The 13,768-nt window shown below is 31.8% G+C and carries 16 protein-coding genes; 5 read left to right on the top strand and 11 right to left on the bottom strand.

Features of this window, described 5'->3' with window-relative positions; all coding sequences use genetic code 11:
• Positions 1-2: 2 nt before the first annotated feature.
• Together AC15TD_RS11535 and AC15TD_RS11530 are read right to left on the bottom strand one after the other, a co-directional pair.
• A complete protein-coding gene (locus tag AC15TD_RS11535; RefSeq protein ID WP_484452301.1) occupies positions 3-332 on the bottom strand; it encodes a YtxH domain-containing protein in 330 nt (109 codons plus the stop codon).
• A 262-nt stretch (positions 333-594) separates the two neighbouring features.
• Positions 595-1,023 (bottom strand): FKBP-type peptidyl-prolyl cis-trans isomerase, encoded by a 429-nt coding sequence (locus AC15TD_RS11530; protein WP_484452300.1) that lies wholly within the window; start codon positions 1,021-1,023, stop codon positions 595-597.
• Between the two features lie 361 nt (positions 1,024-1,384).
• Between AC15TD_RS11530 and AC15TD_RS11525 the strand changes: the two genes are divergently transcribed.
• The 3 genes from AC15TD_RS11525 (at position 1,385) to AC15TD_RS11515 (ending at position 2,988) form a co-directional block, all read left to right on the top strand.
• A complete protein-coding gene (locus AC15TD_RS11525; RefSeq protein WP_484452299.1) occupies positions 1,385-2,008 on the top strand; it encodes an alpha/beta hydrolase in 624 nt (207 codons plus the stop codon).
• A 420-nt stretch (positions 2,009-2,428) separates the two neighbouring features.
• Positions 2,429-2,743, top strand: coding sequence for an HPF/RaiA family ribosome-associated protein (locus AC15TD_RS11520; protein WP_484452298.1), 315 nt, complete (start codon positions 2,429-2,431; stop codon positions 2,741-2,743).
• Between the two features lie 65 nt (positions 2,744-2,808).
• Positions 2,809-2,988 (top strand): hypothetical protein, encoded by a 180-nt coding sequence (locus AC15TD_RS11515; RefSeq protein ID WP_484452297.1) that lies wholly within the window; start codon positions 2,809-2,811, stop codon positions 2,986-2,988.
• A 26-nt stretch (positions 2,989-3,014) separates the two neighbouring features.
• On the opposite strand, the gene AC15TD_RS11510 is transcribed toward AC15TD_RS11515, so the two are convergent.
• From AC15TD_RS11510 to AC15TD_RS11480, 7 genes are all read right to left on the bottom strand, one after another.
• Positions 3,015-3,770: a LytR/AlgR family response regulator transcription factor gene (locus AC15TD_RS11510; protein ID WP_484452296.1), complete on the bottom strand. Its 756-nt coding sequence runs from the start codon at positions 3,768-3,770 to the stop codon at positions 3,015-3,017.
• Positions 3,767-4,108 (bottom strand): 2TM domain-containing protein, encoded by a 342-nt coding sequence (locus AC15TD_RS11505; RefSeq protein ID WP_484452295.1) that lies wholly within the window; start codon positions 4,106-4,108, stop codon positions 3,767-3,769. Before AC15TD_RS11505 ends, AC15TD_RS11510 begins: the two co-directional genes overlap by 4 nt.
• 18 nt (positions 4,109-4,126) lie before the next feature.
• Positions 4,127-4,432 carry a 2TM domain-containing protein gene (locus AC15TD_RS11500; protein WP_484452294.1) on the bottom strand — a complete coding sequence of 102 codons (306 nt, stop codon included), beginning with the start codon at positions 4,430-4,432 and terminating at the stop codon, positions 4,127-4,129.
• Between the two features lie 13 nt (positions 4,433-4,445).
• Positions 4,446-5,792 (bottom strand): histidine kinase, encoded by a 1,347-nt coding sequence (locus tag AC15TD_RS11495; RefSeq protein WP_484452293.1) that lies wholly within the window; start codon positions 5,790-5,792, stop codon positions 4,446-4,448.
• A 24-nt stretch (positions 5,793-5,816) separates the two neighbouring features.
• Positions 5,817-6,440, bottom strand: coding sequence for a hypothetical protein (locus AC15TD_RS11490; protein ID WP_484452292.1), 624 nt, complete (start codon positions 6,438-6,440; stop codon positions 5,817-5,819).
• A 220-nt stretch (positions 6,441-6,660) separates the two neighbouring features.
• Positions 6,661-7,389: an energy transducer TonB gene (locus tag AC15TD_RS11485; RefSeq protein WP_484452291.1), complete on the bottom strand. Its 729-nt coding sequence runs from the start codon at positions 7,387-7,389 to the stop codon at positions 6,661-6,663.
• Positions 7,390-7,552: 163 nt separating this feature from the next.
• Positions 7,553-9,706, bottom strand: coding sequence for a TonB-dependent receptor (locus AC15TD_RS11480; RefSeq protein WP_484452290.1), 2,154 nt, complete (start codon positions 9,704-9,706; stop codon positions 7,553-7,555).
• Between the two features lie 557 nt (positions 9,707-10,263).
• On the opposite strand from AC15TD_RS11480, the gene AC15TD_RS11475 reads away from it, so the two are divergent.
• Both AC15TD_RS11475 and AC15TD_RS11470 read left to right on the top strand, forming a co-directional pair.
• Positions 10,264-10,758, top strand: a complete 495-nt coding sequence (locus AC15TD_RS11475; RefSeq protein WP_484452289.1) for an RNA polymerase sigma factor — start codon at positions 10,264-10,266, stop codon at positions 10,756-10,758.
• Between the two features lie 4 nt (positions 10,759-10,762).
• Positions 10,763-11,398 carry a hypothetical protein gene (locus AC15TD_RS11470; RefSeq protein WP_484452288.1) on the top strand — a complete coding sequence of 212 codons (636 nt, stop codon included), beginning with the start codon at positions 10,763-10,765 and terminating at the stop codon, positions 11,396-11,398.
• On the opposite strand, the gene AC15TD_RS11465 is transcribed toward AC15TD_RS11470, so the two are convergent.
• Entirely contained in the window at positions 11,387-11,983 is a 597-nt protein-coding gene (locus tag AC15TD_RS11465) for a pseudouridine synthase (RefSeq protein WP_484452287.1), read from the bottom strand. The two genes, AC15TD_RS11470 and AC15TD_RS11465, sit on opposite strands and share 12 nt — an antisense overlap.
• A 78-nt stretch (positions 11,984-12,061) precedes the next feature.
• The coding region (locus AC15TD_RS11460; protein ID WP_484452286.1) for a DNA topoisomerase at positions 12,062-13,768 on the bottom strand (1,707 nt) is incomplete at its 5' end.

Below are 13,768 nucleotides of genomic sequence, written 5' to 3'. Positions count from 1 at the left end.
TCTTAAGATTTTTGGTATTTTTTGTTTTTACTCTTCAACTCGCTTAGTTTCTTTTCTAATGTAGTAATAACGTCTTCTGTTTTATGACTTACGTTTGAGACTACCGATTCTAACTGCTCATCTAATGTCGCTTTATTACTAGAAACAGTTTCTGCTACTTTTTCTCTTAAGTGCTCTGCACTTTCTGTTACTTTTTCTTTAGCTGATAAAGCCTCATCTGCAATACGCTGCCTTGTGTTTGAACCCTTGTCTGGTGCAAACAAAATACCTAACGTTGCTCCTATTGCTGTTCCTGCCAGTATGCCTAATAATGTACTACTATCTTTTCCCATAATGTTTTAAATTTTAAAAGGTCAAATTTTATTTTGAATTATTTAATGTAAATCAAGTTTCAAATAAAATAGCGGCACTTAAAGAAATCGTGTTGAACACACAAACGTGCTGTAGAAATAAATACTATTCTGTATGAAAATGACTCTTATTAACATACTGTATATTATTGAATAATCCAAGCCGATTAAACATATTTTAACATTTAAAAACAAAAAAGCCTGAGCAATGCCCAAGCTTTTTATAATATGTTTTATTGTATGGTTACTTAATTTCCACAACCTCTAGTTCGAATGTAAGGTCTTGACCTGCTAATGGATGATTGCCATCAACAACAATGTGATCTTCATTAATTTCGGCAATCCTAAATTGGTATTCTTTACCATCTTCACTTCTTGAAGTTAAGCCCATTCCTAATTCTGGTTTGATTTCCTCTGGCAATTGATTTTTATCTACTTTGTGAAACAATCCGTCTTGAATATCACCATATGCTTCTTCTTTAGAAATGTTTACCACTTTCTTGTCACTTACTTTCATATCAATGATAGCTTTTTCAAAACCAGGTATTAGCATACCTTGCCCTAATGTGGCTTCTAATGGTTCTTTGCCTTCTGAGCTATCAAAAACTTCTCCGTTGCTTAATTTTCCTGTGTAATGAACTTTTACTGTATCATTTTCTTTTACTTGACTCATAAATTTTGTTTTCTTGTTAAAATTCGTTACAAAGCTATCATTTATATATTGAACGCCAAGGGAATAACCCAAAAAGTCCTCGTTTTTAAGAGAACGTTAACTTAAACTGAAAAGAATACTTTAAAACCTAACAAGGCAACCTTGTAAGATTATTGACTAACTTCATTTAACGTTTGATATAAATCATTAAAACGGATTCATATCATATTACGTATAAGCCATTTATACACAACCCCGACCAATGACAACAAAATGGAGCAAACGAAAGATATTCAGGACTATTTGGTTTGGTCCTGTAGCAATATTTTCTATATGAAATTGGAATACATTTCAGTATCATAATCTTCCTGAAAACACTTTTTTGAATTCTGACTTTGTTTCTGTTATTGAAACAGATGTCCAATTCGCTTTTAAATCTAAGACTTCAGAAAACGAACTTGAAATTATTTTTTTACAAGGTGGTTTAACTGACCCTAAAGCATATGCGCCACTCTGTAGGAGAATATCAGAGAATGGATTTACTACTCACCTAATAAAGATGGATTGGAGGCTTCCTCAATATGACTATCAAAAAGTTTCCAAATTAATTAACCTAAATCGAGGAAAATTTATCATCGGTGGACACTCTCAATATGGAAAAATGGCAGTACAGTTTGTTTATGAAAACCCAAATGTATTTGAAGGCCTATTTTTAATGGGTACTTCTCATCCGCGAGACATTGATTTATCAATTCAAGATATCCCTTGTATCAAATTGCATGCAGATAATGACGGACTAGCAAGAGTTGAGGAAGTTATGGAAAACAAAAGTAAGTTGCCGAAAAACTCAAAATTGATTCTGATAAATAGAGGTAATCATTCTCAATTTGGTTATTTAGGTAATCTCCTAATGGACAGTTCCTCTGATATTTCATTGGAAGAACAACAAAATCAAACCTATTATAATCTGATTGAATTTGTTAACGGAATTAAAAACGGCTTATAAAAATGTATAGATTACATTCTCAATATTTGAATAATTTGAACAAATAATAATAAATAGTACTTCCGAAAGTTCTGAGAAGCTAGCTTTGCTAATTCGCACGCGGCTCAGTTAATTTGGAGAAGAGAAAATACTGGTGGGGTTCGCTGCTTCAAGCCGCACGCTGCGCCATGCAACACATATCTTATACAAACTCGTGAAACGAAAGACTCAATTCGTTATATCTATATTATAGATCTTCCATTAATTACTTTAAGCAAGAATAATTATATCCATTACCCTAAACTCTTAAAATGACATAATTCATTTCCCCAATTGTATAATACATTCGCTTTAAGAATCACTATCTTTACAATTAGAGAATCATTTTTAGGTAAGAATTTTTTCTCTCTCATTGCAAATATAAAACCTTAAAAAAACATTATGAATATTCAACTTAATACCGATGCAAACATCTCAGGAAACGAAAGACTTGAAAAATATATAAATACTACAATAACTAAAGAATTAGATAGATTCAGTGATCATATCACACGTATAGAAGTGCATCTTTCAGATGAGAATGGTTCAAAAAAAGGCCAGAATGATAGTCGTTGTTTGATTGAGGCACGATTAGAAAACCTGCAACCCATTGCAGTTACCAGTAATGCAGACACCCTAGAGAAAGCAGTGAATAATTCTCTTAAAAAATTAAAAAAATCAATAGGCACCATCTATGGTCGCTTAATGGATCATTAAATGTATAAATGGTATGATTTAAAACCATAACGGCTTAAGGCTTAAAACACCTATAAAGGATGGATATGAAACTCCACAACAAATACGCCTATTTTAATAAAGATGTAATTATTATTACTCAGACAGATTTTGGTCTAGCCGCAGAAAGAGATAATGTCCTAGGCGCAGGATGTGATGCATATATTTCAAAACCGATTGAAAAAGATGAATTAATATTGTTGTTACAACAATATTTCAGTAAATAAATAGGGCTCAAATTGAGAATGAAAAATTATTCCAACCATGCCTTAAAATCCTTAACGCGCTCGCGTGCCACAATAACCTCATCCTCATTATAAGAACTTAGTTTTATTTGCAAACGTGAGTTTGTGTAGCTTACCATATCTTTAATGGCATTTATGTTTACAAAGAATTTACGGTTAATTCGGAAAAAGGTTTGAGGCTCTAACTCTTGTTCTAATAGCTCTAACGTGGTATCTAACAAATAGTTTCTACCTTCATTAGTATATAAATATGTGCCTTTATTTTCACTATAAAAACATTCAATATCTTCAATATTAATAAGTTTTAAATGCTGCCCAATTTTTACTGAGAATCGTTTTTTATACTCCTGGTCAATGGGGTTTACTAAAAGTTTTTTTATATCGTTAAAATCTATGGTTACAGCTTGTGGCTGCGGAACTCGATTCTGATATTTTTTTACCGCTTTCTCTAACTCAAAAGTATCAATAGGTTTTAACAAATAGTCTATACTATTTAGCTTAAAAGCCTGTAAGGCATACTCATCATATGCTGTCGTAAAAATAACAGCACTTTTAATGTCTAGAGTTTCAAAAATTTCAAATGATAACCCATCACTTAATTGAATGTCTAAAAATATTAAATCTGGATGTTCATTATTTTTAAACCAAGCAATACTTTCTTCTATAGAATGCAGCATTACCTCTGCATTAACTTGTATACTTGCTAACATGCGCTGTAATCTGCGTGCTGATGGTTTTTCGTCTTCTATAATAAGTACGTTCATTCCCATCGTTTTTTATCCTTATCCATATACTCTTTAATTTTACGTTGTTCCCAACTTTTACCGAAAAAGAAATCCGGTCCAAAGACACTTAGAAAGTGAAAAAATAATCCAATTCCCCAAAAAATAGCCATTGAGAAATTACCAAAGCTGAAAAAGTCACCATTATTTGATCCTAAAAAAACTATAAAAAACAAATTGATAATCACATAAGCTGCTAAATGCCAATAGAAACCAATAATTTTTTTTACCTTTTTTTGTGCTCTCAAATACGCGTCTTCACGATAAAAATCGGCTTGAGATTTATCGTTTTCTTGTTTGTTTGTTCTAAAAGTTGTCATAATACTTAATTTTTAACATTACTCCCAGCGTTTTTCTTCTTCTTCCCGCATAAATTGTTCGATCTTGCGTTCTTCCCAGTTTTTCCCTAAAATACTATTATTAACAAATACATGATAGGCATGAAAGGAAAGACCTATTCCCCAACCTAGTATAGGAAACCAAAACCAATGAAAGTCCCAATAGGTTTTGTAATTAATAAAAATTAAAAAAGGAATCACCAAAACATAAGAAATAAGGTTGTAATAAAACCCCTTTAATTCTTCTACCTTCTTACGAGCCTGAACATATTTATCGTCAATATTGTTGTCTGATTGTGTTCTCATTTGTGTGCTATTTTTATTTCCAACGGGTGTCTTCATCTCCCGGATTATTCATAAATTGTTTTATTTTACGCTCTTCCCAATTTCGGCCAAAAATACCATTACTCATAAAAATTTTAAAAGCATTAATAATGATGCCTATTCCCCATCCTATGAGAGGAAACCAGAACCATTTAAAATCCCAGTAAGTCACATAGTTAATATAAACTAAAAACGGAAATATTATAATAAATGATACTATACCATAGTAAAACTCCTTAATATCATCGATATGTTTTCGTGCTCTTAAATAGCTACTATCTACTTTTGAAGTTGATGTTGTATTCATGATTGATATTTGTTTTGTAAGCATTGGTATCGCCACGGCAAAACTGTTTGCTTGTTGATCGATGTTTACTTTTTTGTTTGATAATAAGTTATAGCGTTGTTTGATGTTTTCTAAACCTACACCACTACTCTTTTTTACAATTTGTTTAGGCTGAAGATTATTTTCTACCACCAAATTGCCTTCATGTTCAAATATTTTAATGCGTAAGGGTTTACTTGTAGTTACCATATTGTGCTTCACTGCATTCTCTAAAAGAAGCTGCAAAGATAAAGGCACCACTTTGCTATCTGGGTTTGACACTTTTTCTGGCATGTCAAAAACTATGCAGTCTTCAAATCTCATTTTAAGTAAAGACATGTATGTTTTAGCGAACTCTAACTCCTCATCAACGGTTACCAGTTCTTTGTTTTTTTGTTCCAACACATAACGATATACTTTTGACAATGACGTTGTAAACCTTTGTGCATTTTCTGGGTTTTCTTCAATTAAACTGGTTAACACATTTAAACTATTGAATAAAAAATGCGGATCTAATTGGTTTTTTAAGGCATCAAACTTAGCACTTGCCGTGCCTGCTATAACCTTTTGTTCTTTAATTTTGTTCTGCTGATATCTATTGTAGAAATAAACAAAATGAAAAATAGCGACAATAGTTAAGGTAATCCACAAGCCAAATTGATAATAGGCAAACTTTTCATTAGCAATAAATTCAGTGAATGTTTTACCATTCATCAAGATTGCTGTTAATGCCCTTAAAATAAATAGCCCAATTAAAGTAATTGCTGTTGACCCTAAAATTCCAATCGTAATCCTTTTTATTCTATCTTCCTTTTTCCATTTACGTTGTTCTAAATAATCGAAGAAATACATATTAGAATAGCCAAGAACAAAAGAATACAGTTGATAAAAAACAAAATTTATTAAAAAATCATTAACCGTTTCAAAATTAAAACCACTCGATAATAAGTTGCCAATTACAAAAACTGAACATCCAATAATAAATGTAATAATGATATTTTTAACCGATTTTGTCATAATATATAATTAATAATCTACTGACTACTTTTCACAAGTTTCAACAAGCATTTTAACTCTCTCTTTGCCCCAATTTGGGTGAAATGGTGTTTCTGGTTTAAAGTTAGCAAAAAGTTCTAAAGCTCTTTCCAAATCTTTACAAAATGGCATAGTGTCTTGTCCAAAATATTTTGCACCTCCAATACCCCATTCGGCTTTACAATAAACTACTCTTGGATTTTTAGGGTCTATCTGTTCTGCTTGCGCATAAATTGCTGCTACTTTAGGAGAAAGAGTCATCCCATAGGTTGCCCCATCATAAGCCACCCAAGCAGTGTGTAATAATGCTTGAAGCACTAAAATTTCTGGATTGTTCTTTGAAATAGCCGTCGCATCATTAATTAGATCTTGTGCTTTTTTAAGTTGTGCTGATAGTTTTTCTTCATCTTGAAGTCCAAAACTATTTACAATGTTAATTTGAGCTGCATAATACGCAGGCAACCAATTGTCTGGTTCTGCATTTGCAATACGCTCAAACATATTTGACGCTTCTGCAGGATTGTTTCCTCCCCAAAGTTCAAAGGCCTTTTGCATACCTTTTTCATAATTTGATTGAGCACTTAATAAGCTCGTTACAAATAATACTAAAATAACACTTAATTTTTGCATGCTGATTGTTTTTAAATTATGAGACAAATATCTATCATACGTACAATATTTTAAAAAGAGAGTAACTGAATTGTCATATTTACAGGACGAGATGTCTTGTACGATTATTAAATAATAAAACCACTTTAAAATCTATATATTAGACCTTAAAGCGGTTTAAAAAATTAACATGATAAAATTAAAACGATACTATTTATTGTTGCAATAATTATTTTTAAGATTAACTTTCTACAAATTTAAATAAAATAGGAACGCTATATGGCACTTTTACTGGTTTACCTCTTTGTTTACCTGGAATCATTTTAGGTAATTTGCTTATGATACGTTCTGCTTCCTTCTCTAAAACTTTATCTGGTCCTCTAGATTTTATTCCTGTAATATAACCATTTGCATCAATCTTAAAAACAACAAACACTTTGCCTTGAATCCCAAGTTCCATTGCCATTTCCGGATAGTTGAAATATTTAATTACATGCTCTTCCATTTTTAATTGAAAGCAATCTCTTCTTTCATTTTTAGGTACATTTTCACAACCGGGAAATACTGGAATATCTTCAATAACGGCAAATGGGACTTCATCGTCTTCTTCTACTTTTTCAACGGTCACATCACTAACTGACACTATTGGTTCTGAAATTTCATCTTCTTGATTGGTCTCTGTACTTTCAATAATGGTTTCTTCAATTTCTACAGCGTCTTCAACAACTTCAATAGATTCTTGAATAGCTACAGGTGGGGGTGGGGGTGGGGGTGTATTGACATTGATTATTGGAATATCTTCCTCAAATTCTTCATCCATGCTTAAAATATCAATCGCTAAATCTCGACTATAATAGGTTCTATATTCCAACAATTGCCAAGAAACAAACAGCATGATATTGAGACCAAGAGCAAAATATAAACTGCTATTTCTACCAATTTCCATTTCTGGATTTTTCTTAGCTTTCATAACTTAAGGTTTAAATTTCTTGTATTAAAGTTAACTAATTTAAAGTTCAGAAATTATGATTTTTGTCATAGAAAGAGCTGAAGAATACAGATTTCATACTATATCGATTAAACTAGGGTGCTCTATTAATATATACTCAAAACACACTATTCTTGGAGACATCTTATAGATTATTTAACTGGTTGCTCTTTTTGTCGTCACTTATGGTCCAGAAAAAGCCAACAAAAAAGAATTGATCGGCTGCAGGTCTTAATATTCGTCTATCAAAAAGGCCATTGTTATTGACAGTATTAGCATACTGATAGCCGTTAATATTTTTAAATCCGAGTACATTATTAACCGATGCGTATAGTATTTTTTGCGGACTAATTAAATAGGCCCAGTTAATACTTAAGCTATTATATGATTTGGTTTTTTTATTTAAAAACCCTTCTGTGTTTGGGTTAGTAAATGGTCGTCCTGAAGCAAAAGTATAACTTAAGCCTAATTGACTTCTTAAATCATTAATCCAATATTTACCAACAAGAGATAAGTTATGGGTGTTAACGTAATTGGGTTGTGCCTTAAACGGATAATTCTTATAATTCCGCTTTGAATCTAAAAACGAATAACTAACCCAATAATCAATATTTTTTAAGCTCTTACTGTCTCTCCAAAACAAATCAATTCCTTTAGCAAATCCATCACCATCGCTATTGTAGTTACTATCAAATTGAGTAAAATCCGTATCATATTTTACCAAATTATTATAATCTTTATAATACGCTTCAGCTCTAAATATTTTTCGATCTGCATTGTACTGATAATTTAAAATGTAATGTGACGTGTTTTGTGATTTTAAGTCTTGATTAAATTTTAAAATATTACTGGTTGGACTTTGATAAAAATTACCATAAGCCAATGATAGCTGACTGCTTTTTGATGTTTTATAAGCCAATGAAAGTCTTGGAGCCACATTAAATGAATTGAAGAGCTCACTATATTCTGATCTTAAACCGGCTTTAAATGCGATTGCTTTTGATAAGAAAATATCTGCTTCTACAAAAATGGCTTTAATATTATCTTTGTAGCGATAAGTTTCTTTATCGAAATTGGTTTCAGAAAAATCCTCATTAAAATTTGATGCTAAGTATTCGGCTCCAAAATAAAGTTTAAATTGGTTACTGTAACGTTTATAAAACTTTAGTTTTGCATGAATAGCCTTTTCTGTATCATTAATAGTCATTTCGGTGAAGTTTAGATCATTTTTTCCATAAGTAAGACTTGCACCCCCAAAAACATTCCAAGTATCGTTTAAAGCGCCTTGATATGATCCGTTAAAATACAAGTTGTTGTTTTTTAATTTTAAACGAATTCCTTCTGGCTCATTAATATCCTCTTGTGTTAATTCAAAATTAGTTGAATCAAAAGCAGCATAGAGTTTTAATAAACCTGAATCAAACTTATTTCTATATACCGTTTCACCTGATAATACTTCAGCAGGTTTTATCCACTCATTTCTGTTTGGAAAAATTTCATTGTATGGTGCTAAGTTGATGTATGAACCATTAACACTTAAAGAGCTTTTATTCCATCGTTGCGTATTACCGAGTGTTGCACCAAGACTCATAATACCTATGTCAGTTTTCTCTTGATCGGGTTCATCGATAGTGTTTAGTAGCAGCACACTTGAAAGGGCTTGACCATATTCTGCCGAATAACCTCCCGTTGAGAACGTGATACCATCAAATAAAAATGGCGAAAACCTACCTCTTGTTGGCGCATTATTTGTCGTTGGTGTATATGGTGTAAACACGCGAATACCATCAATAAAAATTTGTGTTTCTTCTGCTTCGCCACCTCTTACAAACAACCTACCATCTTCGGCAACTGTTGAAGTTCCTGGTAAGGTTTGAAAAGCACCAATAACATCTCCTAAGGCGCTTGCGGTTGTCACAATATCTAAAGGCTTTAATGCATTCACCTTACTATTGTCTCCTGCTTTAAAAGTACCCGCTGAAAGAACAACCGTATCGAGTGTATTTACATCATCGCGAAGTTTCACAATTATGTCTTTCATATATGTGATATCTCCAACCATATAAAAGCTTTCATAAGAGATATAAGATATTATTAAAGTTTGTGTCCCAGTTTCGGTTGTTTTAAAACTAAATGTTCCATGGTCATCGGTTGTACCACCATCATAACTTCTCTCTAAAAACACATTGGCACCAACAATTGGAATACCTTTATTATTGAAAACTGTGCCGTTAATAATTTGTTGCGCACTTAATTGAAACCCTATTAATACAAGCGTAACTATGATCGCTTTTTTCATGATAAAAATGATTACTTAATTTTTTATGATGACACAAAGTTGAAAAAGAAAATCACCACGAAAAATTACAATTAACTGAACTGTAAAAATTAGAAGATGAATTGATGAATTGATGAATTGATGAATTGATGAATTGATGAATATTGAAAACCAACTCTTTAAAAAACACAAGAAAAGACTGTTAATTAATAAATCGAGAACAAAAAACTTATAGAAATCGATTATATATTTGGCTATAATTAGAAGAATAGATTTGAAAATCTATTTTTTATATATTAGCAAAACAGATTGGCAAAAACAATTCTTTTAAAGAAGAAAAACGTTAATAGATTTTATCTATACTGCCAATTTAAACCGTTCATTATCAGTTTATAATTTTTATTATTTAAATAATCACTTTAATTTAAAATAAAACGACAATAGAGTTATTGATTTTAAAAAATCATAAATAATAATCACTAAAAAATTTATAATTAAGGGTTTTTGTAATTAATTTATAAACACTTTTGTAACGTTTTAAATATTTAAGCTACTTACATAATAACTAACAAATCAAATTGAATCAAGAGCTAGAACATAGTTTTGTTGAATTGCTTGAAAAGCATCAAAATATTATACATAAGGTATGCAGACTCTATACTAACAATTATGATGCGCACAATGATTTGTTTCAAGAAATTACCATTCAACTATGGAGAGCTTACCCTAAGTTTCGTGGTGATTCAAAATTCAGCACATGGATGTATCGTGTTGGTTTAAATACAGCCATAACATTATATCGGAAATCAAAACGCACAATTAACACGCAAGATTTTGATGGTGTTGAGTTTAGAATGAAAGCTGAAGATTATGACGATACCGAAGAGCAACAATTAAAAACCTTGTACAAAGCGGTGCATGAATTAAATGATATTGAAAAAGCCCTTGTGTTTTTATATTTAGAAGACAAAGATTATAGAGAAATAAGTGAAACAATGGGGATTACTGAAGTGAACGCACGTGTGAAGATGAATAGGATAAAAACTAAATTAAAAACCATCCTTAATCCGTAACAATATGGATGAATTAGAATTATTAAAAAAAGACTGGGGCAAACAAGATTCGGCTTATAAAAAGCTATCTTCCCAAGAGATATACCCCTTATTACAAAAGAAATCATCTTCTATTGTCAAGACGCTATTCTATATAAGTATTGGAGAGTTAGTATTTTGGATATTGATTAATACAATTCCTTATTTTACTTCAGATAGCTATAAAGAGCGATTAGAATCTGTATATACGAATGAAACTATTTTTATAGGATTAACTATAATAAGTTATTTAGTAATATTACTGTTTATATATTTACTATTTAAATCTCATAAAGCTATTTCGGTTACAGACAACGCTAAAAAGTTAATGGAAAGCATTTTAAAAACTCGAAAAGTTATTAAATATTATGTGCTTTATAACTTAATTATGGCGTTTGCATCTATGGTTGTGGGTATGTATTTTGCTATTATACACGATCCAAATTTAACCGAGACCATATCGCATTTTAACCAAAAACAAATGATTATAACTTATATGATACTTGTGGGTGTAACTGCTATTTTTGTTTTTATAATATGGCTATTTTACAAACTAATTTATGGTTTGTTACTTAAACGACTGAATAGAAATTATAAAGAATTGAAAAAATTAGAAGTTTAAATTAAACTTTTCTACTTCAATAACATCGCCTGAATTCATATCATTAATACAAATAGCTCCTACCCTAACTCTAACCAACCGTAAAGTTGAAAACCCAACGGCGGATGTCATTTTACGAACCTGACGAAACTTACCTTCATTAAGCGTAATAGACACCCAAGAGGTTGGTCCATGCCTGTCGTCTCGAATTTTTTTTGAGCGTAATGGCAATTCTGGTTTGGTTTGTAATTTAAAAACCTCACAAGGTTTCGTTATATATTTTTTTCCACTAAATCCAATTTCAACCCCTGTTTTCAACTTAGTAATTGCATCCTCAGAAATATCACCATTAACCTGTGCATAATATTCTTTATCAACCTTTTGGCTGTTTACAAAATCACTTGTTTTACCATCGGTTGTAATTAGCAACAAACCTTCCGATTTTTCATCTAACCTGCCAATAGCCATAACGTTTTCTGGAAAATCGTATAAATCTCCTAAAAATATTTTCTTTTTCTGCTGCTTTGAATTGCTGTAAAATTGACTTAAATAACCATACGGTTTATAGATAATAAAATGTCTATGTTTAACTTTATCCTCAGTCATTTATTTTTTATTCGGAATTTATCCTAATGCGACATAGAGAGATTACTTTGTTGTACCTCCTAGTAATGACGCAATGGTTCATTTTCCTTCATTTAAAACACTATACACAAGTTCCTTTGTTGCTTTTTGTCCTTTAATTTTATCACGAACAACATCAAAAGACATTCTAAAATCACATCCCAATTTATAATCGCTGCATCCATAGGCGATTTTTCCTTTTATAATCGTTCCATTTTTACATTTAGGACATAGCAATTCATCTTTATTTGCTTTCCTGTCTGCCGACGAGGCAGGCACGGACGTTTTTTTAGGTTCCAATTTTAATTTGAAATTTTCATCAAAACGAATCAAGCCTTCAACGTCACCAGAACCTGTTTTAAAACCTTTTAAATTAACAGTTGACCCTTTTTGAAGCAACCTTGTATATTGTTTCTCCGAAATCCTTTTCCCCTGAAAACTAAATGGCAACACAAGCGTACATCCCTCTTTATAAGCGGTGCAGCCATAAGCCGTTTTTCCTTTTATCAGATGGCCTTGCTTGCACTTTGGACAAATCTCTGCCTCAATACCGGCTTTCTTTTTTTTAGTCTCTTTAGCCTCACGCGTCTTAACAGTAACAACATGTGAAATATTGGCACGCTTCGTTTCACTTCTAACTTCGTAAACCAAAGCATCTACCATACGCTTCATGTTTTTTATAAATGCTGCAGCACTAAATTCACCCTTTTCGATATCCTTGAGTTGTTTTTCCCAAGAACCCGTTAATTCAGCCGATTTCAACAGTTCATTTTGTATCGTATCTATTAACTGAATACCAGTAACCGTTGGTAACACCTGTTTTTTATTACGTTTTATATATTTTCGTTTAAAAAGCGTTTCAATAATATTGGCACGCGTTGATGGTCTGCCAATACCATTTTCCTTCATTAAGTCTCTTAACTCATCATCATCAACCTGTTTGCCTGCTGTTTCCATAGCACGTAACAAGGATGCTTCTGTAAATTGATTCGGGGGTTTCGTTTCTTTTTCTAGAAACGACGGTTCATGAGGTCCACTTTCACCTTTCACAAAAGCAGGTAATATCCCAGTTTCCTTTTCTTTTTTATCGGGTGTTTCAAAAACAACGCGCCAGCCTTTTTTTAAAATTTCCTTCCCGGTAGTTTTAAAAGAAACTTCAGCCGCTTTGCCAATTACAGTAGTGTTCGAGACCGAACAATCTTCATAAAAAACTGCAATAAAACGTTTTACAATAATATCGTAAACCTGCTGCTGATTATATTGTAATCTGGTTTGAATGCCTGTTGGAATAATAGCATGGTGATCGGTAACTTTTTTATCGTTAAAGACTTTCGGCGACTTTTTAATTTTCTTTCCTAAAAGTGGCTGCGTTAAACTCGCATAACCTGTTAGCTTTTGCAGAATACCTTGAACCTTAGGGTACACGTCATTTGGTAAAAACGTGGTATCTACTCTTGGATATGTTACTACTTTTTGCTCGTATAAGGTTTGTACTATTTTAAGCGTATCATCGGCCGAAAATCCGAATTTGTTATTGCAATACACTTGCAATCCCGTTAAATCAAACAGTTTAGGCGCATATTCATTGCCTTTCTTTTTTTCAATAGAAACAATTTTAAAATCACTTTCCTTAACCTTATTTGCTAAGGCTTCACCATCCTCCTTCTTTAAAAAACGTCCTTCTTCATAACTAAATAAGGTCTCGCGATACATGGTTTGCAACTCCCAATATGGCTGTGGCTTAAAATTTTCAATCTCTTTAAAACG

The organism is Yeosuana sp., from assembly GCF_057126245.1.
The sequence above is the reverse complement of the archived record's forward strand: the minus strand, read 5'-3'. Positions and strand labels throughout refer to the sequence as shown.

Excerpts from the sequence above, each read along its gene's own strand:
- AC15TD_RS11535 (WP_484452301.1), bottom strand. The coding sequence starts at position 332 with ATGGGAAAAGATAGTAGTACATTATTAGGCATACTGGCAGGAACAGCA.
- AC15TD_RS11530 (WP_484452300.1), bottom strand. The coding sequence starts at position 1,023 with ATGAGTCAAGTAAAAGAAAATGATACAGTAAAAGTTCATTACACAGGA.
- AC15TD_RS11520 (WP_484452298.1), top strand. The coding sequence starts at position 2,429 with ATGAATATTCAACTTAATACCGATGCAAACATCTCAGGAAACGAAAGA.
- AC15TD_RS11515 (WP_484452297.1), top strand. The coding sequence starts at position 2,809 with ATGAAACTCCACAACAAATACGCCTATTTTAATAAAGATGTAATTATT.
- AC15TD_RS11510 (WP_484452296.1), bottom strand. The coding sequence starts at position 3,770 with ATGAACGTACTTATTATAGAAGACGAAAAACCATCAGCACGCAGATTA.
- AC15TD_RS11505 (WP_484452295.1), bottom strand. The coding sequence starts at position 4,108 with ATGACAACTTTTAGAACAAACAAACAAGAAAACGATAAATCTCAAGCC.
- AC15TD_RS11500 (WP_484452294.1), bottom strand. The coding sequence starts at position 4,432 with ATGAGAACACAATCAGACAACAATATTGACGATAAATATGTTCAGGCT.
- AC15TD_RS11495 (WP_484452293.1), bottom strand. The coding sequence starts at position 5,792 with ATGACAAAATCGGTTAAAAATATCATTATTACATTTATTATTGGATGT.
- AC15TD_RS11490 (WP_484452292.1), bottom strand. The coding sequence starts at position 6,440 with ATGCAAAAATTAAGTGTTATTTTAGTATTATTTGTAACGAGCTTATTA.
- AC15TD_RS11485 (WP_484452291.1), bottom strand. The coding sequence starts at position 7,389 with ATGAAAGCTAAGAAAAATCCAGAAATGGAAATTGGTAGAAATAGCAGT.
- AC15TD_RS11480 (WP_484452290.1), bottom strand. The coding sequence starts at position 9,706 with ATGAAAAAAGCGATCATAGTTACGCTTGTATTAATAGGGTTTCAATTA.
- AC15TD_RS11470 (WP_484452288.1), top strand. The coding sequence starts at position 10,763 with ATGGATGAATTAGAATTATTAAAAAAAGACTGGGGCAAACAAGATTCG.
- AC15TD_RS11465 (WP_484452287.1), bottom strand. The coding sequence starts at position 11,983 with ATGACTGAGGATAAAGTTAAACATAGACATTTTATTATCTATAAACCG.